The sequence below is a fragment of the Methylobacterium sp. P3_A11 genome (genome assembly GCF_056403155.1).
In genome coordinates, this window is sequence record NZ_JBFUGA010000016.1 from 14,968 (window position 1) to 38,156 (window position 23,189).

The 23,189-nt window shown below is 69.6% G+C and carries 22 protein-coding genes; 9 read left to right on the forward strand and 13 right to left on the reverse strand.

Annotated elements, in window-relative coordinates; translation table 11 throughout:
* Positions 1 to 96 precede the first annotated feature (96 nt).
* The gene (locus tag AC1DXK_RS07485; RefSeq protein WP_477297331.1) at positions 97 to 420 is read left to right on the forward strand and encodes a hypothetical protein; all 324 of its coding nucleotides are present in this window, start codon (positions 97 to 99) and stop codon (positions 418 to 420) included.
* On the opposite strand, the gene AC1DXK_RS07490 is transcribed toward AC1DXK_RS07485, so the two are convergent.
* From AC1DXK_RS07490 to AC1DXK_RS07515, 6 genes are all read right to left on the reverse strand, one after another.
* Entirely contained in the window at positions 414 to 1,385 is a 972-nt protein-coding gene (locus AC1DXK_RS07490) for a lytic transglycosylase domain-containing protein (protein ID WP_457107987.1), read from the reverse strand. The genes AC1DXK_RS07485 and AC1DXK_RS07490 overlap by 7 nt on opposite strands.
* Before the next feature lie 6 nt (positions 1,386 to 1,391).
* Positions 1,392 to 2,294: a CsgG/HfaB family protein gene (locus tag AC1DXK_RS07495; protein ID WP_457107988.1), complete on the reverse strand. Its 903-nt coding sequence runs from the start codon at positions 2,292 to 2,294 to the stop codon at positions 1,392 to 1,394.
* A gap of 116 nt (positions 2,295 to 2,410) precedes the next feature.
* Entirely contained in the window at positions 2,411 to 2,905 is a 495-nt protein-coding gene (locus tag AC1DXK_RS07500; RefSeq protein WP_457107989.1) for a curli assembly protein CsgF, read from the reverse strand.
* Positions 2,906 to 2,909: 4 nt separating this feature from the next.
* Positions 2,910 to 3,488: a hypothetical protein gene (locus AC1DXK_RS07505; protein WP_477297334.1), complete on the reverse strand. Its 579-nt coding sequence runs from the start codon at positions 3,486 to 3,488 to the stop codon at positions 2,910 to 2,912.
* 317 nt (positions 3,489 to 3,805) lie between these two features.
* Complete coding sequence (gene csgH, locus AC1DXK_RS07510) at positions 3,806 to 4,129, reverse strand: curli-like amyloid fiber formation chaperone CsgH (RefSeq protein WP_457107991.1); 324 nt, start codon at positions 4,127 to 4,129, stop codon at positions 3,806 to 3,808.
* Positions 4,130 to 4,226: 97 nt separating this feature from the next.
* Entirely contained in the window at positions 4,227 to 6,251 is a 2,025-nt protein-coding gene (locus tag AC1DXK_RS07515) for a beta strand repeat-containing protein (protein ID WP_457107992.1), read from the reverse strand.
* 1,312 nt (positions 6,252 to 7,563) lie between these two features.
* Here AC1DXK_RS07515 and AC1DXK_RS07520 point away from each other — a divergent pair.
* Together AC1DXK_RS07520 and AC1DXK_RS07525 are read left to right on the forward strand one after the other, a co-directional pair.
* A complete protein-coding gene (locus tag AC1DXK_RS07520) occupies positions 7,564 to 8,028 on the forward strand; it encodes a hypothetical protein (RefSeq protein ID WP_457107993.1) in 465 nt (154 codons plus the stop codon).
* Complete coding sequence (locus tag AC1DXK_RS07525) at positions 8,025 to 8,396, forward strand: hypothetical protein (protein ID WP_457107994.1); 372 nt, start codon at positions 8,025 to 8,027, stop codon at positions 8,394 to 8,396. The genes AC1DXK_RS07520 and AC1DXK_RS07525 overlap by 4 nt, the downstream gene beginning before the upstream one ends.
* 38 nt (positions 8,397 to 8,434) lie before the next feature.
* Here the strand turns inward: AC1DXK_RS07525 and AC1DXK_RS07530 are convergent, their stop codons facing one another.
* The 6 genes from AC1DXK_RS07530 to AC1DXK_RS07555 form a co-directional block, all read right to left on the reverse strand.
* Positions 8,435 to 9,442 carry a dienelactone hydrolase family protein gene (locus AC1DXK_RS07530; protein WP_457107995.1) on the reverse strand — a complete coding sequence of 336 codons (1,008 nt, stop codon included), beginning with the start codon at positions 9,440 to 9,442 and terminating at the stop codon, positions 8,435 to 8,437.
* Between the two features lie 123 nt (positions 9,443 to 9,565).
* On the reverse strand, positions 9,566 to 11,371 hold the full coding sequence (gene atzF / locus AC1DXK_RS07535; protein ID WP_457107996.1) for an allophanate hydrolase: 1,806 nt from the start codon (positions 11,369 to 11,371) through the stop codon (positions 9,566 to 9,568).
* Between the two features lie 21 nt (positions 11,372 to 11,392).
* Positions 11,393 to 12,307 carry a polysaccharide deacetylase family protein gene (locus AC1DXK_RS07540; protein WP_477297337.1) on the reverse strand — a complete coding sequence of 305 codons (915 nt, stop codon included), beginning with the start codon at positions 12,305 to 12,307 and terminating at the stop codon, positions 11,393 to 11,395.
* Positions 12,307 to 13,089 carry an ABC transporter ATP-binding protein gene (locus AC1DXK_RS07545; RefSeq protein WP_457107998.1) on the reverse strand — a complete coding sequence of 261 codons (783 nt, stop codon included), beginning with the start codon at positions 13,087 to 13,089 and terminating at the stop codon, positions 12,307 to 12,309. Before AC1DXK_RS07545 ends, AC1DXK_RS07540 begins: the two co-directional genes overlap by 1 nt.
* A complete protein-coding gene (locus tag AC1DXK_RS07550) occupies positions 13,082 to 13,945 on the reverse strand; it encodes an ABC transporter permease (protein WP_457107999.1) in 864 nt (287 codons plus the stop codon). Before AC1DXK_RS07550 ends, AC1DXK_RS07545 begins: the two co-directional genes overlap by 8 nt.
* On the reverse strand, positions 13,942 to 14,889 hold the full coding sequence (locus tag AC1DXK_RS07555; protein ID WP_457108000.1) for an ABC transporter substrate-binding protein: 948 nt from the start codon (positions 14,887 to 14,889) through the stop codon (positions 13,942 to 13,944). Before AC1DXK_RS07555 ends, AC1DXK_RS07550 begins: the two co-directional genes overlap by 4 nt.
* 118 nt (positions 14,890 to 15,007) lie before the next feature.
* On the opposite strand from AC1DXK_RS07555, the gene AC1DXK_RS07560 reads away from it, so the two are divergent.
* The 5 genes from AC1DXK_RS07560 (at position 15,008) to phnE (AC1DXK_RS07580) (ending at position 19,630) form a co-directional block, all read left to right on the forward strand.
* On the forward strand, positions 15,008 to 15,904 hold the full coding sequence (locus AC1DXK_RS07560; protein WP_457108001.1) for a LysR family transcriptional regulator: 897 nt from the start codon (positions 15,008 to 15,010) through the stop codon (positions 15,902 to 15,904).
* Positions 15,905 to 16,168: 264 nt separating this feature from the next.
* Complete coding sequence (gene phnD / locus AC1DXK_RS07565) at positions 16,169 to 17,191, forward strand: phosphate/phosphite/phosphonate ABC transporter substrate-binding protein (RefSeq protein WP_457108002.1); 1,023 nt, start codon at positions 16,169 to 16,171, stop codon at positions 17,189 to 17,191.
* An 8-nt stretch (positions 17,192 to 17,199) separates the two neighbouring features.
* Positions 17,200 to 18,006, forward strand: a complete 807-nt coding sequence (phnC, locus tag AC1DXK_RS07570; protein WP_457108003.1) for a phosphonate ABC transporter ATP-binding protein — start codon at positions 17,200 to 17,202, stop codon at positions 18,004 to 18,006.
* The gene (gene phnE / locus AC1DXK_RS07575; protein ID WP_457108004.1) at positions 18,003 to 18,818 is read left to right on the forward strand and encodes a phosphonate ABC transporter, permease protein PhnE; all 816 of its coding nucleotides are present in this window, start codon (positions 18,003 to 18,005) and stop codon (positions 18,816 to 18,818) included. The genes phnC and phnE (AC1DXK_RS07575) overlap by 4 nt, the downstream gene beginning before the upstream one ends.
* Complete coding sequence (phnE, locus tag AC1DXK_RS07580; RefSeq protein WP_457108005.1) at positions 18,815 to 19,630, forward strand: phosphonate ABC transporter, permease protein PhnE; 816 nt, start codon at positions 18,815 to 18,817, stop codon at positions 19,628 to 19,630. The genes phnE (AC1DXK_RS07575) and phnE (AC1DXK_RS07580) overlap by 4 nt, the downstream gene beginning before the upstream one ends.
* A gap of 12 nt (positions 19,631 to 19,642) precedes the next feature.
* Here phnE (AC1DXK_RS07580) and AC1DXK_RS07585 read toward each other — a convergent pair whose 3' ends face one another.
* The gene (locus AC1DXK_RS07585; RefSeq protein WP_457108006.1) at positions 19,643 to 21,064 is read right to left on the reverse strand and encodes a M20 family metallopeptidase; all 1,422 of its coding nucleotides are present in this window, start codon (positions 21,062 to 21,064) and stop codon (positions 19,643 to 19,645) included.
* 334 nt (positions 21,065 to 21,398) lie between these two features.
* On the opposite strand from AC1DXK_RS07585, the gene AC1DXK_RS07590 reads away from it, so the two are divergent.
* On the forward strand, positions 21,399 to 23,189 hold the full coding sequence (locus AC1DXK_RS07590) for a peptide ABC transporter substrate-binding protein (RefSeq protein WP_457108007.1): 1,791 nt from the start codon (positions 21,399 to 21,401) through the stop codon (positions 23,187 to 23,189).

The following is a 23,189-nucleotide window of genomic DNA, read 5'->3' on the forward strand; positions in this document are numbered from 1 at the left end:
GAAATTGATTTATTCAGATTCAAGCCGACACGACAAATCAGCCGTACGGCCGGGAGGTTCGCAATGTCTGAACATAGACTGAGGACAGTCGTGATCGTGGTCGCTGCCCTGTGGAGCTTCCCCGGAGCCCTTGCACAGGGCGCGCCGGTGCCAAACGTGAACGACTGCACTTTCATCCGTGACCCGACAGCCCTCAGGGACTGCATCGAACTCTACGAAGGGCAACGCCTCGCACCCGGGCCGCGGCCCGCAGCCTTCCAGCCGCCGCCCGCGATCGACAAATCCATGGTGGAGGCCGCGGGCGCGATCCCGGCGGCGACGGCGTCCCGGCGCGGAAAGCGGCGGCGCCTTCGCCAGAGCCGCCGGACGTCGTCGCCCGCCCAGGCAGTCCAGGTCGAGCAGATCGCGCCCCGTCAGTAGACCGCCTGGACCAGGCAGGTCCGGCCCTCGCCGTTCAGAACGGCGCAGAGGGCCTGCTCGGAGCGCGGCTGCTGGACCCGGGCCGCCGGACGCCGGAGCTTGCCCGTGGCGGCGTGCGTTGTCGACGGCACCGGCCTGCCGCGCGCCGCCGTCTCGAACAGGGCGCCCGGTCGCAGGAGCGCATCGACGGGGCCGCCCTCCGCGAAGGCGAGACCATGCGGGGCTAGGAACGACCGCGCCGAGCTGGGCAGGGCGCGGCCGGCCTGCATGGCCCACTCCTCCAGGGGCCGGCCCGTGATCCGGACCACGTAGTCGCGCGTCTCGGCGGGCATGGCCGAACGGCCCTCGAGCCAGCCGCGCACCCGCTGCGGGCCGGCATTGTACGCGGCGGCGGCCAGGCCGAGATTGCCGAAGCGGGCGCGGTGCTCCCGCAGGAGTTCCGCGGATTTCGGGATCGCCTCTCCCGGGTCGAACGGATTCCGCAGGCCCCGTTCCGCGGCGGTCCCGGGCATGAACTGGGCGATCCCCTGCGCGCCGACCGGGCTCACGGCGTAGGGGTTGAGGCCGCTCTCCTGGCGCAGGAGGCGCAGGAAGAAGTCGGGCGGGAGGTCGTTGGCGGCGGCCGCGGAGGCGATCAGCGCGTGCATGCCGCCGTCGGCTTGCGGAAACAGCCGGGACACCGCCTCGATCGGCTGGAACGCGCCACCGCCCAGGACCAGCAGGTCGGCCATCGCCGGTCCGATGTCCGGCCCGGCGGCCGGCTCGACCTGTGGGGGCGGGGCGATCCGCGCGAAGGGCGTCAGACCGACCGGCTCCAAGGCCGCGGGGGCCGGGGCGGGGCTCGACGCCCGCGGTGCGACGATCGGGGTCAGGGCGGCGGACATCAGGAGACAGAAGGCGATCGGCCCGTGCGCGTGCCTGCGTGGAAGTCCGAACCGCAGCGGGTGGGCGACCGGCTCACGCATGACCGTTCAGGATTTGACCACCAGCGGACCCACCGGCACACCCGGCCCCGGGACCTCGAGCGGCGTCGGCTTGTCGCGGGCGAGATACTCGTCGACCAGCCGCGTCCCGAGCACCGGATCCCGGAAGCGCCAGAGCTTCTTGCGGGTCCCCTCGATGATCGTCGCGTAGACCGCGAGATCGATGGCCTCGCGGACGGCCATCTGGGTCGGTTCGTTCCGGGTCACGCCCGCCTCGACCTGCAGCAGCTTGGCGACCGCCACGTAGCGGTAGGCGTTGGCGTTGAGGGCGACCGAGTAGATCGTCTTCGTCACCGTGACGCTGTTCAGCACCTCGCCGCTCTGCACGGAGACGATGCGCATGGCCACTGTCACCTCGTCGCGCCGGTACTTGGTGTCGCCGCCGACCCCCAGGAGGTTGGCGCCGGCGCCCCCCGTGACGGTGTTGGCGTCGTAGCCGATGATGCCGCCCTCGACGATCAGCCCGGCGAACCGGATCGGCGGCAGCGGCTTGGCCTCCCCGCCCTCGAATTCCTGGCGGGTCGCCCGGATGAGCTGCCGCTCCTGCAGCAGGTTGGCGAGGCCGGTGCGCTCGACCACCGAGAACCACTGGCCGCGGCCGGCGCGCCGCAGGGCGTCGACCACGAAGGCGCCACCGCCCTGCGTGACCGCGCGGGAATACTCGGCGATGTTGTCGTTCGGCTTGTTCTGACCGGTGAGGTCCGGAAAATTGTAGATCGCGATGTCGACGCGACGGGTCGGCGGCGGCAGCGTCTCGAGATTGAGGTCGGTGGGCGACGGCGGCGTCACCACGGGGGCCTGGGCCAGGAGTTCGCGGTCCCACGGGGCACAGGCCGCGAGACCCGCGCACAGCACGAGGGCGCCGACCAGACTGTTCAGAAGGCTATGCACGGGCAACGCCGTCTCCGTTCTGGTCCGCGTGCCGGGCCGCCGCATCCGCTCGCGCGGCGCGGGCGGGCAGAGCCGGCCGGCATAAATGATGGGGTATCATCGCTGAGCGCCCGGTCTCAGGGGGCGCCCGAGAGGGGCGTCGTGGCGGTCGAGCCGCTGCCCACGGCCGCCGTCGCCGGCACGACGATAGTCGTGGTCGATTGGCCGTCGAAGATCTGGAGCTGGATGTTGGCCCCCAGACGCTGGAACGTGACCTGCGACCCGCCGAAGCTGTAGCTGCCGCTCTGTTGGGCATTCTCGCCGAAGAGCGCCTGCGTGATCTGATTGGCGAGGGACGAATAGATCTGAGACTGAAGCTGCTGCGCGAAGATTTGACCCGGGCTCTGCGTGCTCGAGGAGCTGATCGCGGATTGGATTTGCTGGAGACGCTGGGCGCGCCGGGACGCATCGTTCTGCGCCGTCGCCTCGGCCTGGAGCCAGGAGCCGTTCAGCGGGCTGCCGCCGAAGGACGGATTGACCGGCTGGTAGACGAGGCTGCCGGCCTGCGTAGGCGCCCCCGTGAGGAGGCCGGCGGCGAGCACCATCGGAGCGGAGATTCGAAACTGGCGCATGCCCTTACTTCCGCGCGACCGTCACGTTGGCGCCATTGCCAACCTGCGTGATGCCGATCGGCAGCGGGTTGTTGCCCGATTGCTGCGCCGTGATCGCGTTGTTGTCGCCGCGAACCGTGATCGCCGCTACAGCGCCGGATGTCTCCTGCTGGGTGCCGACCGCGTTCGAATTCCCGATGACGGATATCGTCGACTGATTGCGGCCGCCCGTTTGCATCTGCGTCACGGTATTCTGCGAACCGACGACACTTTGGATCGCGATGTTCGCGTAACCGGATTGGTCGATGTTCGCGACGTTGCCTGTACCGAGCTGCAGCGCACGCGCCTGATTGGAGGCTGCCGATGCCGAGGGAGGCAGGTAGCCGGGGTTGAGAAGCCCGATGCCGGACTGGGCGCCGAGGATGTAGTCGCTCTCTTGGATCCCGGTGGCCGGTGGGGCGGCCGCGGAGCGCCGCGCATTGACCTGGACCTGCTCGATCGAAACGCGCTCCTGCGCGTTCGCAGAGCCTGCGGCGATCGCGGCGACGAGGCCGAGAAGCAGTAGCCTCCCCCCATTCGCCCGGCTGCGGCACATGCGGCGCATGATCTCCTCCTGTCAGGCCTTTTAGGTCGTAAATCAGTATTGTCGAACGCTGTACAGTCTATGCCGCAGTTTCGTCACCCATATATTGAATCTGTGGTGGATATGCCACACGATCATAGCGCGTAAGTCGCCCCGTTATCCACGTCATTCGATTGTCAAGTGGATATCGGGGAAATCTCCACCCACAAAATGAGTAACAGATTTCATCTAACCAAGCCGAAGACCCTGAGCACGGCCGGAAATGAGAGATCCCCGGCGCCGGTGCGGCCGGCCCCTGCGGTCGTGTCGCGCATCTGCCGCAAGGCGGCCGTTCGGCTTCAGAGCCGGTCCTGGCCGTCCTGGCATTCCGCGGTGGCGTCGCCGGCCGTGACGCGCAGGCGCGCCCTGTAATGGGCGCCGGCCTCGACGCTGAAGGTCGTGTTCCCGACCACGCTGGCTTCCGGCGGCTGGACGGTGAAGGCGCCGCCCTGGTTGATGACCGAGGTGCCGGAGGGTCCGGACTTCTCGATGCGCAGTTGGTAGGTGCCGGGTCCCGGGGTGACGCTGAAGACACGGCCGGAGATCGAGACCATTCCGCCGCTGACCTGCTGGGTCAGCTCGCAGCGCAAGGCTGGGGGATCGTTCGGTGCCGTGACCGGCATGATGAAACCTCGCGTCTGCAGCGACAGGTGAGGGCCGCGCTGGTCGGCGCGGCCCTCTTTGGTGTTAGGCGCTGGAGCCGAAAGCCGGCCGAGCGACTTAGTGCTGACGGACGTTCAGCACGTTGGTGTTGCCAGCCTGAGCATAGACGGCAACGTTGCCATTGGTGTTCTGGGTGACAGAGGCCTGGTTACCCGTGCCGCTCTGGGAGCCGACGATGCCATTGAGGTTGCCGTTCTGGACAAGCTCAGCCACGTTGCCGGTTCCGGACTGCGTGTTGATGATCCCGTTGAGGATGCCAACCTGAGACACGGAAGCCGAGTTGTTGGTCCCGGACTGATAGTTGAGCAGCACGTTGCCAGTGCCGGACTGCAGGGCAGCCGAAGCGGTCGTATTATAGGTGCCGGGCGCGGAACCGGGTCCGGTCAGCGTGTTGGTGACATCGCTCTGCCGCGAGTACGCGTAGTTGCCATTGCCATTCTGCTCGAGCCGGGCGACGGCGCCCGTGCTGCCGCTCCTCTGGAAGAGGTCGGCGCCATTGCCGTTTCCGTTGTGCTGGTACACGCCGATCTTGCCGCCGGTTCCAGCCTGCGTGATGCCGATCGAGTTTTTGTCTCCGGCCGTCTGCCAGGTGAAGGCTTCGTTGTTCATGCCGCTCTGGACGGCCTTCACCGTGTTGTTCTTGCCGCCAAGGGTCAGATCGCCAAGACCGTACGCGTAACCCTGCTGGTAGTAGGCAATGTTTCCGGTGCCCGTCTGAGACGCAGTGATTGAGCTGCCATCCTGGTAGAGCTGAGCAGCGTACAGGTAGTTAAAGCCGGTGTTGGTGGCCGTCTGAGTCAGATCGATCTTGCTGTTGCTCACATAGTTCTGTTCGCCGAGAGCAACGTTCCCACCGCCGGACTGAGCGATCGTGATCGAGCTGTTCTTGGCGGCGTTCTGAGTGGCCGTCGCATCCTGGAAGTTGTTGATCTGCGTGATCGTGATCGTGCCCTTGTCGGTTTCAGCGTTCTGGTAGGCGTCGGACTTGTTGTGGTCACCCGTCTGCGACACGGTCATCGTGCTGTTGCGCGTTCCGTTCCACTGGCGACTGTTGGCGACGTTCTCGGTGCCGAACTGCGTCACGGTGAGGGTGTCGTTGGAGACGCCGTTCGTCTGCGAGGCCTCCGCGGCGCGGTTGCCGGTGCCGCCACCCTGGTTCACGGTGATGGTGCTCTTCGACACGTTGTTTTCCTGCCGAACCAGGGCATAGTTGCGGTCAGTGTTCTGGTTGACAACAATCTGCGAGTTGCTGACGAGGTCCCGCTGCCGGCTGTCAACTTCGTTGTTGTTGCCCACCTGGGTGATGGTCGAGGCGCTCTGAAGGCTCGTGCCCCTCTGATCCAGCGTCACGGTGTTGCCGTTGCCCGTCTGCGTCGCCGTTGCAGTCGTATCCGTGGCGCTCGACTGGGTGGCCACCACCGAGTTCGGGTTTCCACCGCCAGTCTTGCTTTGAGTGACATTGATCCTGCTGTTGGACGACGCCGAATCCTGACCGGTCACAACCCGGTTTCTGTCGCCGTTCTGCTTGATCGTCTGGCCGTTGTCGGAGCCGGACTGCTGCAGGTTGAAGACGTTGTCGCTGCCGATCTGCGTCAGGTCGATGAAGCTGTTCGAGGTCTTGTCGTCCTGCTTGATGAGGTTGGTACCGTTCGAGGCGCCGAACTTGCCCCCAAGCGTGGGGCTCGTTCCGGTCACGCCGTTGTTGCCGCCGTTCTGCTGCAGCTCGACGCGACCCTTAATGCCCTCCTGGGTGACATTGGCGGTGTTGCCCGCGCCGATCTGCTCACCGCCCCCAGACCGGGTGCCGAGCGCGTTGCCCGTGCCGGTCTGGTTGACGGTCAAGACGTTGCCGTCGCCGCCGCCCTGCGTGAAGGGCCGGAAGAGCGAGCCGACCGAGTTGCCGCCGCCGTTGCCAGCCGTCACTTTCTCCACCCCGGAGCCGGTGTCGTTCTGGTTGATGGTGATCGTGTTCGAGTTGCTGGGCTGACTCGTATAGGTCCTGTTGCCGCCCGCCGCGTAGGCGGAAGCCGTGAAAGCGATGGCGGCGACGCCCATCGACAGGCTGATCAGATGCTTATTCATTTAAATATTCCCCTCTCCCTGAGCCAATTCATGGCGAGCGGCGCCGTCGTATCCGGCTGCCAAGTCTCATCCCGGGACATCGGCCTGGGGTGGACCTTAGCCATTGAGTAACTGACTTTGCCGGGCTGTCTAGTGCTTAGGATCCGTGTAAGCAGTTTTCGCAGGCTAATTGCTGCCTTTAATGGCATAAATGACGCAAATTAATCCTAAATAGGTAGAATATGCGCCTCTATTTATCAGGCAACGACTTTTCCACCCGACTGCATGGCAGCGGATGCTCTTCGAATCGCGATCATTTAGTTTGAAAATCAGTCGCTACGGATCGCGAAGCGACACCGATGCGTCATTAATGGTCTGTTAACGGCTTAGCTGGCCGGTGTCTAGCGATTTCAGAGACGATTTGACTGTTTTTGTTAATTCGCAGAGGACAAAGGAAATCACGATGGATCACGAACGGACGTAAAGTCGATCGATCTTGCCTTTTTTAGAATTATCCGGAGATTTAAGACTCCCTTTGTCAGTCTATGTCGGATCGAAGCACATTGGATGCCGCAGTGCGGATCGAGTGTTTCGGCGCACGTTCGGCGAATCTTGAAATCGCTCGACGCCGTGACATGAAACACGCCACTTACTCAGCACGCACAGAACCATGGGGCAGGCTGCGACGGGCGATGCTTCGACGCGGTCCGGCCGATTGGACACCCCCCTCACGCCCGAGACGGAAGGCCGTCCCATACTCCCGCGCCCTACAGGATGAGGGCGCAAACTGCGGATGCGCAGCCTCTTCCCTGCGGGTTATGATCCCGGCCGGCCTCGAAATTCAGTCTGTCTTCAGTGAAAACACAGTCGAGGCGATTTTTTATCGATCCTTGATGTGAAGTGTCATTTTTGACACGCTCTGAATAGGGTCAAAGCGGTATGCTGACGGCCGTCGGAGATTGGCTTCATGGCTGGCGCAGCCTTCAAGGCCGCCCGGGGATGGAGGATCGACAGTGCAGTTCCGCCGCCGAACGGCTGGCTGCTGGGACGGTCGGGCGCCGGATCAGTCGACGCGAACCCGCGCAGGGCGAGAACCGTCCGCGCATGTGATGGAGGAGAGGGCTCGATGAGACGATCCGGCTCATCGCGACTGCAGAAGGTGCTCCTGGCCGCGACCGTCTGGTCCGCCAGCTTCGCGCCGGCACTGGCGCAATCGGCGTCAACGGCGAGCCAACCGGGGTCTGCACCACCTCAGTCGCCTCCGCCGCAGGTTGGCGCTGCCGCGTCGCCGCAGCCGGCCCCCAGCCCGAACCCAGGCTGCGACGCCGCCTGCGTGCGCGCCAACAACGAACTCGCGTCCCAAGCCTGCGCGCCGCGGATCGAGGCGCAGGCCCCGACGGATTTCGAGTGGGTCTCGCGTCCCTTCGCCAAGATCTTCCAGCAGGCCGAGGCGCCTGAGGCCGCCTCCACCGTGGTGCGCTATCGGGGCGATTCGATCCGCTTCCTCAGTCCCGCCAAGGAATGGGTGCGGGTGACCTACGAGTGCGGGTTCGATGCGGCCAGCCACTCGGTCGCGTATGTCCGCGTGCGCCTCGGCCGGCTCGACAAGGCGGACGCGCCCGCGCCGCAGCAGCAGCCGGTCCGGGCCAATGCACCGGCTCCTCAGCCGATGGCGCCCCAGGCGCAGCAGCAGGCCGCCCGCACGGGGGCGCCGGTGCCACGCAAGCTGCTGCCCTCGGAGCCGAGCGAGATCGAGATCCGGCAGGTCAATCCGCGGATCCGGCAGGCGCAGCCATGATCTCGGATCCGTTTCGCCGCGCCCGTGTCGCAGGGGCGATCTGCGCCGCCCTGGCCCTGCTGTTCGGGATCGGCGCGCGGGAGGCCTGCGCGCAACCCAGCCCGCTCTCGGTGAACGACTGCACCCTGCTGCCGGATCCGAGCGCTCTCCGGCGCTGCCTGGACCAAGCCGAGGGCCGCGTGATCGCACCGCTTCCGCCGGTGGCGGGGCCGGCGGCACCCGAGCGTCCCGAACAGTCGGTTCAGGCCGCCCGCGGCACCGCCGCCGCCAAGCCCGGCCCGCCGCCGCAGACCGACTTCCTCGGCAACAGGCTGGCCCCCGCGCCGAGCGCCCGGCCATCCTCGCGGACCGTCATCGATCTGGAGTGACGGGCCGCCGCGGCGATGGCCGCGCGGCGGACGGTCCGTCACCGTGCCCGGAAGGCCGCGTCGAGGGCGTCCGAGACGCTCGCCAGGGCCGCCGCGCGGGCGGCAGGGTCCGAGCCGATATGCGGGTCGCGCTGCACGCAGGGATCGGCATAGGTGAACGGCGTGGCGTTCGCGCCCGTGACGAGCACGCCGTCCGCGGCCTCGTGGATCGCGCAGCCGCGCACGGTCTGCGCGCCCTTGACGGCCACCGGCTGGGGCGGCCCGGCCGGGTTGTCGAAGACGTGCTGCGCCCACGGATAGACGGTCAGGCCGACATCGGCTCCGGCCGCCTTCAGCCGCTCGGCGTAGGCGGCGCAGGTCGCGGCCGGATTGTAGTCGTCGCCGCTGCCGCCGAACATGCGGACCGGCCGCTCGACCAGGGCGGTGTCGTCCCGGAACCGGATCGCGCAGTCCGGATAGACCGGCAGGTAGAGGGCCGGCGTGATCCCGGAGCGGTTCCAGGCCGCGTCGAAGCGCTTGAGGCCCGCATAGAGCGCGGCCTGCCCGCCGCGCGAGAAGCCCATCACGGCGATGCGTGCCGGATCGACCCGCGGATGCTTGGCCAGCACCCCCAACGCCCGGTAGATGTCGAGGATCAGGTTGGTGCGCGCCAGGAGGCTCTGGTCGGTGTTGACGCTGGTCAGGCCGCGGCCGGTGAAGCCGTCGATGGCGAAGGTCGAGAGGCCGCGGGCCGCCAGGGCTCGCTGCCAGAACTCGATGTTGCCGCCCAGGCCCCCGGAGCCATGCATCAGGATCACGGTCGGCAGGCGCTCCGTCCCCGCCTTGGCGATGCGCAGGATCCCGGCGACCGTGACGGGCGTGGCACCCTCGGACGTGCCGGTCAGGAACTGACGGTCGGTCAGAGTCAGGCTCTCGAAGGGGTGCACCTCCACCCGGGCGGCGTAGCTGCCGAGATCGGCGACGCCATCCTGCCCCGGATCGGCGGCCGCCGCGAGCGGGCCGCAGGCCAGGAGACCCACCACCAGCAACAGGATCGATCGCCGCATCGGAACCCTCCACCGAAACGGCCAGCGTAGCAGCGGTCCGGGCGCTCTGTCGCCACGGGAGGGGGCGCAGCCGTTTTCCGCAGGGGCTCGGTGTCAGCCTCGGGGATCGTCGCGGGCTCGGCCCTACGCGGCCGCGCGGCCGGCGAGGTAGGCGCGCCAGCCGCCGAAGGGCGTGATGTCGGCGGCGCCTTCGAGGCCGGCGGCCTCGACCAGGAAGCCCTTCGGCGCGGTGCCGTCGGCCAGCCGCAGGGTCCCGATGCCGAGGGGCGCCGGGATGCCGGCCACGAAGGCCCCGAAGGCGGCGGGCGGGAACGCCCAGACCTCGGTCTCGATCGCGCCCCCCGCGTCCGCGGCCACACGGAGCAGGCCCGGGCGCTGCGGCGGGCCACCGGGCAGGGCGTAGAGGCGATATTCCGGCCCGGTCGGCACCGTGCGCAGGTAGCGGGCGCCGCACGCGGTCAGTTCGCGGTTCAGCGGCAGGCCTGACAGATGGGCGCCGACGACCGCCAGCTCGATCTCGCCGGACGCCGCCCGGGCCGGACCCAATTCCGCCGCCGGCACCGGCATCGGGCTCGCGCCGATCCGGGTGGCGCAGGCCGCATGCAGGCGCGCGCCGAGGGCCGCAAGCAGCCCGTCCGACCCGCGGGGGGCGAGCAGGGTGATCCCGGAGGGAAAGCCGTCGGCCCGCGCCCGCCCCGGAACCGCGAGGGCGCACCAGTCCAGCAGGTTGACGAAGTTCGTGTAGGTCCCGAGTTCGCTGTTCGGCCCGATGGGATCGGCCGCCACGGCCGCCCGGGTCTGCGGGCGCGGATAGGTCGGCACCGCCAGCACGTCGACGCGCTCCCAGACCGCGTCCGCCGTTCGGCGCAGCGCCGCGAGGCTGTAGAGGCCAGCGAAGGCATCCGCGGCACTGTAGCGCCCGGCGGCGGCGATCACCGCCCGGGTCGTCGGGTGCAGGATCCCGGGGCGGGTCTCCATCACCGGGCGGATCGCCGCGTAGCGCTCGGCGACCCATGGTCCGTCGTAGAGGAGCGCCGCGACCGCGAACATCGGGCTCAGGTCCACCGGCGCCGCGGGGCCGGCGAGCGCTGCGAGATCGGCCACCGTCGCCGTGAAGGCCGCTTCCGAGAGCCCGTCGCCGCCGAATCGGAGGCTCCCGGGATCCGGAAGCCCCAGGCGCAGGCCAGGGGGAAGACCGGCGGGGGCGGACGGCACGGGCAGCGCCCGCGACCAGGGATCGGCGCCGTCGAAGCCGACCATGACGCGGAACGCCGCGTCGGCATCGGCGACCGTGCCGGCGAAGACCGAGAGCGTGTCGAGGGTGCGGCAGGCCGGCAGCATGCCCCGGGTGGAGATCGCGCCGAGGGACGGCTTCAGCCCGACGATGTTGTTGAGCGCCGCCGGCACCCGGCCCGAGCCGGCCGTGTCGGTCCCGAGGGCGAAGGACACGATCCCGTGGGCGACCGCCACCGCCGAGCCGCTGCTGGAGCCCCCGGGCACGTAGGCCGGATCGATCGCGTTGCGCGGGGCGGGATAGGGGGTGCGCAGGCCAACGAGCCCGGTGGCGAACTGGTCGAGATTGGTCTTGCCGATCAGGATCGCCCCGGCCGCCAGCAGCCGCGCCACCGCCGGGGCGGTCTCGGCGGGCGTGCAGGCGAAGTCCGGGCAGGCGGCGGTGGTCGGCAGCCCGGCCACGTCGATGTTGTCCTTGACCGCGAAGGGCACGCCCCAGAGCGGCATCGCCGCGGGATCGAAGGGCGGCAGCGCCGCTGCGGCCTCCCGAGCCTCGATCTCCGGCACGAGCGCGAGGAAGATGCCGGGATCGTCGACCGCGGCGAGGCGGCGATAGGCCTCGGCCACGACGGCGCGCGGATCGAGGCCCGCGGCATAGGCCGCGTGCAGGAGCGGGAGGGTGGGAAAGGGAGGCACGGCGGCTCCTCGGGTCGCGGCTCAGGATTCGTCGCCGGTGGCGCGGTACCAGTCGAGGATCTCGGCCCCCTGCATGACGGCCACGTCGCGGCGCGCCAGGATGGCGTCGAGCAGCCGCTCCAACAGGCCGATCCGGTGTGGGACGCCGGTGATGTACGGGTGGATCGCGAAGCCCATCACCTTGGCGCCCCCGAGGGGGCCGGGACCCGCGGCCTCGGCGGCAAGGCGGTCGAGATGGGCGAGCGCCCGCTCGACGAATTCGTCGGCCCGGTGGTGCTGGATGGCGAGCAGCGGGATGTCGTTCAGCTCGACCGAGTAGGGCAGCGCCACGAGCGGTCCGGTGCGCGTCGCCACCCGGCACGGGCGGTCGTCGACCACGAAGTCGCCGACGTATTCGAGGCCGGCCGCGTGCAGGTGGTCGGGAGTGTCGAGGGTCTCGGTGAGGCCGGGTCCGAGCCAACCCCGCGGCGGACGCCCGGTGACGTCGGCGATCGCCGAGACCGTGCGGGCGATCATCGCCGGCTGGTCCGTGATCCGGTGGGTCGGGACCTGCTGATAGCCGTGGGCCATGAACTCCCAGCCGGCCTCGTGTGCGGCCTGGGCGATGCGGGGATACGCGGTGCAGACCGAGCCGTTGATCGACAGGGTCGGGCGGAGGCCGCGGCTTTTGAACGCTTCGAGGAATCGCCAGAAGCCCACCCGCATGCCGTACTCGTGCCACGCCCAGTTGGGCAGGTCCGGAAGCAGGCTCGCCGCTGTCGGCGGCACCAGGATCTGGCGCGGCATGGGGTGGTCGATTAGCCAGTGCTCGACATTGACCACCGGCCAGACGGCGACGTGCCGGCCCCCGGGCAGCGCCAGGCGCGGCCGGTCGACGGCGGCGCGGTAGGCGAGGCGGTTCTCGGGTCGGCGGGTATCGTCGGGAGCGGTCTCCATCAGGCGGCCGCCCGCGGGGCGTGGTGGCTGTGGAGTTGCGCGGCCAGCATCCGGCGCAGGTCGTTGAAGGCCGGGCTCGACACGTCGCGCCGCCGCGTCAGGTCGACGGCGTGCACGGCCTCGATCCGGCCGGGACCGGGCGACATCATCACGATGCGGTCGGCCAGGAAGATCGCCTCCTCGATGGCGTGGGTCACGAACAGGATCGTCAGCCCGGTGCGCGACCAGAGGTCGAGCAGCTCGTCCTGCAGGCGCTCGCGGGTCATGGCGTCGAGCGCCCCGAAGGGCTCGTCCATCAGGACCACCTCGGCCTCGTTGGCGAGCACCCGGGCGATGGCGACCCGCTGCTTCATCCCGCCCGAGAGCTGGTGCGGATAAGCGTCGGCGAAGCTTTGGAGGCCGACCAACGCGATGTAGCGCTCGGCGATATCGCGGATCTCGGCGGCCGGGCGCCCCCGCGCCTTCGGGCCGAAACCGATATTGTCCCGCACGGTGAGCCACGGGAACAGGCCGTAATCCTGGAACACCATGCCCCGGCTCGGACCCGGGCCGGCGATCGGCTTGCCCCACATCAGCGCTTGGCCGGAACTCGGCGCCTCGAAGCCGGCGGCGACCCGCAGTAACGTCGACTTCCCGCAGCCAGAGGCGCCGAGCAGGCAGACGAACTCCCCGCGCGCGACGGTGAGGTTCGCCTCGCGCAGGGCCTCCGTGCGGCGCCCGCCCGCCGCGTAGGTCTTGGAGACCGAGCGCATGTCGAGGATCGGGATGGTGGGATCAGCCATGGTTCGGACTCCAGGCGAGCAGCCGGCGGCCGAGCTGCATGACCAGCCAGTCGGAGACGAAGCCCGCGACCCCGATCACCGCCATGCCGCAGATCACGATCTCGGTGCGCGAGAGCTGGCGCGCCTCCATGATGATCGCGCCGAGGCCGGTCTGGACGCCGGTCATCTCGCCGACCACGATCACCACCCAGGCGAAGCCGAGGCCGAGCCGGAGCCCGGTGAAGATCGACGGCAGGGCCGCCGGCAGCACCACCCGGACGAACTGCGTCGGCCCGGTGCAGCCCAGCATCGCCGCCGCCTCGAACAGGCGGGGCTCCACCGAGCGCACCCCGAACACCGTGTTGACCAGGATCGGGTAGAACGCCCCGAGGAACACGAGGAAGAAGGCCGAGCGCGGCCCGAGGCCGAACAGGATCATCGCCAGCGGCAGCCACGCGGTGACCGGAACGGGGCGCAGGACCTGCAGGACGGGATCGAGGAGCGCCCGGATCAGCGGGACACGGCCGATCAGCAGGCCGAGCGGCAGGGCGGTGGCGGCGGCCAGCGCGAAGCCGCCGTAGACTCGGCTCAACGAGGCCGCGAGATGGGTCCAGAGCGTGCCGCTGAAGGCGTCGTCGTTGACGCCGCCGACCGCGAGGTCCCGCAGTTCCGCCCAGACCTCGGCGGGGGGCGGGATCAGGCTGTAGGGCCGGCCCGCAGTGGTGACCTGCCAGAGCGCGAGCAGCAGAACCGGCACGATGCAGGCCAGCGCCAGCCGGCGCAGGCGGGCGAGCGCGAGGCCGGCCCTGTGCGCGGGCGCGGAGGCCGGCCCGAGCCCCGGCACCGGCAGGGCGCCGGCCTCGGCCCCGGTGCTCACGCCCGCCCCATCGCGTCGACGAAGCGGGTGTCGATGAAGCCGGGTTCGGGCAGACGCTTGATCTGCTTGAGGGCGAGCATGTGCTGCGCGTAGGCCCCGGCCTGCCGGACCTCGTCCGGCCCGAGGCGCCAGGTCAGCTCGACGTTCGGGGCCGAGCGTTCCAGCGCCTCGCGCTTCTGTCCGAGCTTGGCCACCGCCATGGCGATCATCGCGTCGCGGTCGCCGGCCGCGAACTCCGTGGCCTTGCGGTGGATCTCCAGCATGGTGCGGACGAGGTCGGGCCGCTCGGCGAGGGTGTCGCGGTGGGCGCCGAACACCATGTTGAGGGCGCCCATCTCAGTGCCGTAGGGGTACTCGACGAGCTGCCCCACGCCTGAGGCGAGGCTGACTCCGGGTCCCGGCTCGGCGCCCACGTAGGCGTCGATGTCGCCGCGGGCCAGCGCGATGTGCATCTCCGAGAAGGACACCCGCACGGGGGTGATGTCCTTCACCGACAGCCCCTCCATCCGCATCCGCTCCAGGACGAAGACCTCCTGGGTGCTGCCGGGCCAGATCGCCACCCGCTTGCCGCGCAGGTCCTTGATGGCGTGGATGTCCGAATCCTTCTTGGCGATCACCGCCATCCCGCGGTTGCAGGTCGAGGCGATGACCACAACCGGCTCGCCGGCGGCGGCCCCGAGCGTCGCGGCGGCGATGCCGAAGGTCCCGAAATCGACCGACTTGGTGACGACGGCGTTCTTGCACTCGGTGGGGCTCTCGAAGGGCACCACCTCCACGATCACGCCCGCGGGGGTGAATCGCTCGTAGAAGCTCGGCGCGATCGAGTGGATCAGCTTGAGCGAGCCCATCCGGATCGTGACCGGGGCGCCCTGGGCGCGGGCGCCGGACAAGGGGGCGATGAGGCCGGCCCCAAGGCCGGCCAAGAGGGTGCGGCGGCGGATCATCGAACGGCTCCAGCAGAGTCCCGATAGGCGCGAGGCTAGGCGCGGCCCCCGTTGCGAGGAAGTGCTAAATCTTGAGCGTGCCGTTGCATTTCAGGCAACACCCGCACAGGATACGGGTGTGAAGCATCTGCGCACCGTCACCTGCGTCGCCGAGATTGCCCGCGCCGGCTCGATCCGGCGCGCGGCGGAGCGGCTGAACCTGACGCCGTCGGCCTTGACCCGGCAGATCCAGGATCTCGAATACGAACTCGGCACGCCGATCTTCGAACGCCTGCCGCAGGGGATGCGCCTCAATGCGGCCGGCGAGCTGTTCGCCCGGCACATCCGCGATCAGGTCGCCGATCTCGACCGGGTGCGCTCGCAGATCGCCGACCTGTCGGGGGTGCGGCGGGGGCATGTGGCCCTGGCCTGCAGTCAGGCCTTCGTCACGCAGGTGGTGCCCGAGGAGGTCGAGGCCTACCGCGCCCGGTTTCCCCAGGTGGGCTTCACCGTGCGGGTCCGGGACCACGTGCAGGCGGTGACCGCGCTCGCGGCCTTCGAGGCCGACCTCGCCCTGATCCTGCAGCCGCCGGCCTCGGCGGAACTGCATCCGCTCTATTCCGGCCACCAGACCCTGTGCGCGCTGATGCGCAGGCACCACGCGCTGGCGGCGGAGAGCGGACCGGTGCGGCTGCGCGATTGCCTCGCCCACCCTCTGGCCCTGCCCGACCACTCGCTGGCCATCCGCCATCACATCGAGCACGCGCTGGCCCGGCGCGGTGTCGAATTGCGGCCTGCGGTCGAGTCGGGCTCGCTGGAATTCCTGCGCAACCTCACCCTGCGGGAGGACGTGGTCAGCCTGCAGATTCTCAGCGGCATCCCCGAGGATCCGCGCCTGCACAGCCGCCCGATCGATGCCCGCGACCTCACCCCGATGACGCTCGTGCTGGCGCAGCTGCGCGGACGCTCCCTGTCGGTGGCAGCCGCCAAGTTCGCCGATCAACTCGTGGCCCGGCTCAACCGGGAAGGGGCCTGACGGACACGGGGATCCGCTCCGCGGCCCCGTGCTCCGCCGGATTGCCCCGATGCAGACGCCCGAGCGGGCCGCGACCGCAGGCTTTTCGAGACGCCGTCGTGGGCGCCCTGTCACCGGGCCGGATCCTTCAACGTGTGGTTTACGTAACGCCTTGCGTCTCGCGGAAACTGCCGTTTACAGATTTGCCGACCAACGCGCGCCCCGGATCGAGGGCGCGCATGACGGCGCCGGCCTCCGGCACGGTCCCGTAGGGGAGGTTACCGCGTGACATTCGCCCGATACGGCGCAGCCCTGGCGCTGCTCTGCGGCTTCGGTTCCCTGTCGCCCCTCAGGGCCGACGAGTGCCCCAACCGCGGCCAGCTCGACGACGCCTATTGCGACGCCAACAGGGACCTCGTCGCCGACATCCCGGCCAAGACCCGCGACCCGAGCGTGATCGTCTTCGCCTACACGCCGGTGGAGGATCCAGCAGTCTACGAGAATTCGTTCAAGCCGTTCACGACCTACCTGAGCCAGTGCACGGGCAAGCGGGTCGTCTATTACCCCGTCCAGTCGAACTCGGCCGAGATCGAGGCGATGCGCTCCGGCCGGCTCACGGTGGCGGGCTTCTCGACCGGCCCCCTCGGCTTCGCCGTGAACATGGCCGGCGCGATCCCGTTCGCCGCCAAGGGCACCGAGAAGGGGCCTGAGGGCTACAACCTGATCGTCGTGGTGAAGGCGAGCAGCCCGTACAAGACGCTGGCCGACCTCAAGGGCAAGCGCGTTGCCCACACGGCGCCGTCGTCGAATTCCGGCAACCTCGCGCCCAAGGCGCTGTTCCCCGAGCAGGGGCTGAAGCCCGGCGAGGACTACAAGCTCCTCTACTCGGGCGGCCACGACAAGTCTGCGCTGGGCGTCGGAACCGGCGACTACGACGCCGCCCCAGTGGCCTCCGACGTATTCTACCGGATGGTCGCCCGCGGCACGATCAAGGGCGACGATTACCGGGTGATCTATACGAGCGAGAAATTCCCGACCTCGGGCTTCGCCTACGCCCACGATCTCAAGCCGGAACTCGCCGAGAAGCTGAAGCAGTGCTTCTACGATTTCCGCTTCCCGCCCGACATGGTGAAGGATTTCGAGGGCGACGACCGGTTCGCGCCGATCACCTACCTCAAGGACTGGGCGATCGTCCGCAAGGTCGCTGAGGACTCGGGCACCCCGTACAACAAGGTCGCCTACGAGCGCGAGGCCGCCCGCGAGGCCGAGGCCGCCCGCAAGAAGGCCGCGGGCGCGCCCAAGCCGTGACGCAGGCCGTGACGGCGGGGAGCGCGGCGCGCGCGTTGGCGGCCGGACCCGAAGGCGATCCCCGCGCGCTGGTGATCCGCGGGCTGACCAAGGCGTACCGGGCCGGCCAGCCGGTTCTGAAGGGCATCGACCTCGTGGTGCCCGGCCGCGGCCTCACGGCGATCATCGGACCGTCCGGAACCGGCAAGAGCACCCTGATCCGCTGCATCAACCGGCTCGTGCAGCCGACCTCGGGGGAGATCCTGTTCCGCGGCGAGGATCTCGCCCGGCTCTCCGGCCCCGCCCTGCGCCGGGCGCGGCGCCGGATCGGGATGGTGTTCCAAGAGTACAACCTCGTCGAGCGCCTCTCCGTGATGGAGAACCTGCTCTGCGGGCGGCTCGGCTACGTGCCGGCGTGGCGGGCGTGGCTGCGCCGCTTCCCCGAGGCCGACATCGACCGCGCCTTCGACCTCCTCGACGCGGTCGGCCTGTCGGGCTTCGCCACGCGCCGGGCCGACGCCCTGTCGGGCGGGCAGCGCCAGCGCGTCGGCATCGCCCGGGCGATCATGCAGGAGCCCGAGATCGTGCTCGCCGACGAGCCGACCTCGTCCCTCGACCCGAAGAGCTCCGTGGAGATCATGGAGATCCTGTCCCGGCTCGCGGCCGAGCGCGGCGTGCCGGTGGTGGTCAACATCCACAACGTGGCGCTCGCCCAGCGCTTCGCCGCCCGGATCGTCGGCATGTCGGGCGGGCACGTGGTCTATGACGGGCCGCCGGAGCGGCTGAGCGAGGCCGACCTGCGCGGCATCTACGGCGGCGAGAACTGGCTCGAATGAGCGTGCCCGCCCCTCCGGCCTCCCCGGACGCTTCCCCCGCCGCCGGCCGCGTCGCGTTCCGGCCCAACTGGACCGCCCGCGCCGGCTGGGCGCTCCTCGCCGCCTACGCGGTCTACGCGGCGACCCAGCTCGGCTTCTCGCCCGAGCGCTTCGCCGGCGGCATCGCCCACGGGCAGCAGTTCCTGGCGCGGATGTTCCCGCCGAACTTCTCCCGCTGGGAGCTGATCCAGTCGGGGATCCTCGAGAGCCTGCAGATCGCCGTGATCGCCACGGTGGTCGGCATCGCGGTCGCCCTGCCGATCGGCTTCCTGGCGGCCCGCAACCTGATGCCGCCCTGGGTGACGTGGCCGACCCGCATCCTGATCGCGCTCTGCCGGTCGTTCCACCCGATCATCGTGGCGATCCTGTTCGTGAAGGCGATCGGCTTCGGGGCGCTCGCGGGCGTCATGGCGCTGATCGTCGCCTCGGTGGGCTTCATCGCCAAGCTGTTCGCCGAGGCGATCGAGGAGATCTCCCTGAAGCAGGTCGAGGCGGTGCGGGCGACCGGCGCCGGCTTCCTGTCGACGCTGATCATGGGCGTGCAGCCGCAGGTGCTCCCGCGCTTCATCGGCTTCGCCACGTACCAGCTCGACTCCAACCTTCGGAACTCGACCATGGTGGGCATCGTCGGCGGCGGCGGCATCGGCGCGACGCTGTTCACCGCCTACCAGCGCTTCGACTTCGACGTGGTGCTGTCGATCCTGATCGTCATCGTCGCCCTGATCATGGTGGCCGAGATCGTCTCCGGCTGGGCCCGCAAGGTGTTCCAGTGAGCATCGCGCTCGCGCCCGCTTCCGGCGGCCCGCGCCGCTGGCAGCGCTTCCCCCTGTGGAAGCGGCTGGCGCGGCTCGCCTTCACGCTCTGCGCGGTGGCGGCCTTCGTGGCGAGCCTGCGCACCATCGAGGTCATCCCGGAATTCCTCTACGACGCCCCCGACCAGCTGGCCGACCTGTTCGGCCGGATGTGGCCGATGGATGCCGGCTATGTCGGGCCGACCCTGCGGGCGCTGGTGGAGACGCTCCACATCGCGACGCTCGGCACCCTGATCGCCATCGCGATCGCGGTGCCGATCGGGCTGATGGCGGCCCGCAACGTCACGCCCAACCGCGCGCTGAACCTGGTCGCCAAGTTCGTGTTCGTGACCTCGCGCTCGGTGAACTCCCTGGTCTGGGCGCTCTTGTTCGTGGCGGTGTTCGGGCCGGGGCCGCTGGCCGGGACCCTGGCGATCGCGCTCCGCTCCGTCGGCTTCACCGGCAAGCTGTTCGCCGAGGCGCTGGAGGAGGCCAATCGCGGCTCGATCGAGGCCCTGCAGGCCGCGGGTGCCGGGCGCCTCTCGACGCTGCTGCTCGGCTACTGGCCGCAGGTGAAGCCGGCCTTCTGGTCGATCGCGCTGTTCCGCTGGGACATCAACATCCGCGAATCCGCGGTGCTCGGGCTGGTCGGCGCGGGCGGCATCGGCGTCGCGCTCGATACCGCCCTGAACCTGCTCTACTGGGACCAGGTCGCCGTCGTACTCGCCGCGATCTTCGGCGTCGTCATCCTGGCCGAAATCGTCGTGACGGCGCTGCGCGCCCGAACGCTCTGAGGCGGGTTCCCGTCAGCGCCCCAGCGACATCCCCAGCGGCGGCTCCACCTCCGGCGGCAGCGGCGAGACGTAGCCCGCCGCGCCGACCCGGCGGGCGAGGTCCGCCTTCGCGGCGTCGCGCAGGGCCGCGTCGGTCACCGCCCGGGCGCCGGTGGCGGCCATGGCCTTGGCGACCTGCACCATCGCCTTGTGGGCCGCCGGACTCTTGCCCTGCGCCACCACCTGCCAGGTGTGGAACGGCGTGCCGATCGCCACCGTGGGCGCGTGGGCCTGGACGGTCGGCACCACCCAGCTCACGTCGCCGACATCCGTGGAGCCCACCGCCGGATTGCGCGGCGCGTCGAGGGGTACGAGGAAATCGGCGAGCGGCGCCTCCGTGCGGGGCATCCCGATGGCGCGGAACACGGCGTCGATGTCGCCGTCGGTGAGCGTCGCCCGGATCCTGCCGGCGAAGTCCCGGTCGGCCTCGTCGAAATGGGGCGGCCCGAGTTCCTCCATGACGCCGTGTAGCGCCCGCTCCAGGGGCTCGTTGCCCACGAGGTTCGACACCGCGCTGACGATCCGCACCTCGACCGCGGTCTCGGTCATCAGGGCGGCGCCCTGCGCGATCTTCTTCACCCGCTCGACCAGCGCCAGCATGCCCAGGAGGTCCCCGGCGCGGATCGAGTAGCGCACCGTCGCGCCGGCCTGGACGACGTTCGGGGCGATGCCGCCGGCGTCGAGATAGGCGTAGTGGACCCGCGCGTCGGACGGCATGTGCTCGCGCATGTAGTTCACGCCGACGCTCATCAGCTCGACGGCGTCCAGGGCCGAACGCCCGAGATGGGGCGCGGCCGCCGCGTGGGCGGTGCGCCCGGTGAAGACGAAGTCGACCCGGGTGTTGGCGAGGGCCACCGGCGGCGCCACCTCCCAGAAGCTGCCCGGATGCCAGGTGATCGCGATGTCGGTATCCGCGAAGGCGCCGGCGCGGACCATGAACGCCTTGGCGGCGCCGCCCTCCTCGGCGGGACAGCCGTAGTAGCGCACCCGGCCGGGGGTGCCGGTCTCGGCGAGCCAGTCCTTCAGGGCGGTGGCGGCCAGCAGCGCCGCCGAGCCGAGGAGGTTGTGGCCGCAGCCGTGGCCGTGGCCGCCTGCCTCCACCGGCCGGTGCGCGGCGACGCCCGCCTCCTGCGACAGACCCGGCAGGGCGTCGTACTCGCCGAGGAAGGCGATGACCGGACCGCCCTCTCCCGCCTCGCCCATCACCGCGGTGGGGATGCCGGCGACCGCCTCCGTGACCCGGAAGCCCTGGTGGCGCAGTTCGGCGACGTGCTCGGCGCAGGAGCGGGCTTCCGTGTAGCAGACCTCCGGCATGCCCCAGACGCGCTCGGACAGGGCGATCAGCCGCTCTGACTGTGCGTCGACTTGGCGCCACACGGCGTTGCGGTTGTCCATCGTGTCGTCTCCGAGAAGGTCGCGCGTCGCGTTCGCGCCATCATAGCGGGCTCCGCGCCGTCATCGCGAGCGCAGCGAGGTGACCCAGGGCTGCGCGCCCTCAGGAAGCGTGGCGCCGCTGGATTGCTTCGCTCCGCTCGCAAAGACGGATCGTCGCAAGCTCTCCGGCAGAACGCCGTGTCGAACGCCTCAGCATGCAGGGGCGAGGCCACGGGGTCGTCCGAATCGGATCTCAGTCAACACGTTTCGGTTGAACCGTCACTGGCCCGCCCCTTGCCATTGCGGCTCCCGCAATGATGCTGTGCCGCTCGCGGCGGTCAACGGGAATGCGTACATGGACGAGCGGGATCTGCGCGGCCTCATCGGTCGGGTGAAGGACGGCCGCCTGTCGCGGCGCGCCTTCGTGCAGCGGATGGTGGCTTTGGGCCTCTCCGCGCCCATGGCCGGGCTGATGCTCGCCGGGAACGGGGTGGCGATGGCGGCCGACCTGCGGGCCGGCTACAAGCCGACCAAGGCCGGCGGCGGCGGCGCGCTCAAGCTGCTCTGGTGGCAGGCGCCGACGCTGATCAACCCGCATTTCGCCGTCGGCACCAAGGACCAGGACGCCTCGCGGATCTTCTACGAGCCGCTCGCCGCCTGGGACGCGGACGGCAACCTCGCGCCGGTGCTGGCCGCCACGATCCCGTCCAAGGAGAACGGGGCGCTCGCCGCCGACGGCCGCTCGGTGGTCTGGACGCTCAAGCCCGGCGTGACGTGGCACGATGGCAAGCCGCTGACCGCCGAAGACCTCGTCTTCACCTGGGAATACGCCCGGGACCCCGCCACCGCGGCGGTGACGGCCGGCTCCTACAAGGATTGCAAGGTCGAGAAGATCGACGACCTGAGCGTCCGGGTGCTGTTCGACAAGCCCACGCCCTACTGGTGCGACGCCTTCGTGGGCATCGTCGGCATGGTGCTGCCCAAGCACCTGTTCGGCCCCTACAGCGGCGCCAAATCCCGGGACGCGCCGCAGAACCTCGCCCCCGTGGGCACCGGGCCGTACCGGTTCGTGGAGTTCCGGCCCGGCGACATCGTCCGCGGGGAGCGCAACCCGAACTACCACCTGCCGAACCGGCCCTACTTCGACACCGTCGAGATGAAGGGCGGCGGCGACGCGGTCTCGGCCGCCCGCGCCGTGCTCCAGACCGGCGAGTACGACTATGCCTGGAACATGCTGATCGAGGACGAGGTCCTGAAGCGCCTGGAGACCGGCGGCAAGGGCCGGGTCGACGTGGTCTACGGCGGCAAGCTCGAGTTCCTGCTGCTGAACGCCACCGACCCGAACGTCGAGGTCGACGGCGAGCGCTCCGCGATCAGCACGAAGCACCCCGCCTTCTCCGACCCGAAGGTGTGCCAGGCGATCAACCTCCTCGTCGACCGCAAGTCGATCGAGACCTACATCTACGGCCGCACCGGCAAGGCGACCGCCAACACGGTCAACGGCCCGGAGCGCTTCGTCTCGAAGGCCATGCAGTTCGCCTTCGACCCGGCACGCGCCAACGCGCTCCTCGACGAGGCCGGCTGGAAGAAGGGCTCCGACGGCATCCGCGCCAAGGACAGCAAGAAGCTCAAGCTGCTGTTCCAGACCTCGATCAACGCCCCGCGGCAGAAGACCCAGGCGATCATCAAGCAGGCCGCCGCCAAGGCCGGCATCGAGATCGAGCTGAAATCCGTGACCGGCTCGGTGTTCTTCTCCTCCGACCCGGCCAATCCCGACACCTGCACGCATTTCTACGCCGACATGGAGATGTATGCCTACAGCATGACGCAGGCCGATCCGGCGATCTGGCTGCTCATGTACGCGTCCTGGGAGGTGGCCCAGAAGGCCAACAAGTGGCAGGGCCGCAACGTCGCGCGCTGGCGCAACGACGCCTACGACGCGGCCTACAACGCCGCCCAGAGCGAACTCGACCCGGTCAAGCGGGCGGCGCTCCTCATCAGGTGCAACGACCTCGCGGTGTCCGAGAACGTGCTGCCGCTGATCCACCGCGCCGAGGTCTCGGCGGTCGGCGCCACGCTGAAGGCCCCCCGCAGCGGCTGGGACAACGACCTGTCGTTCCTGCCCGAATGGTACCGGGAGGCCTGA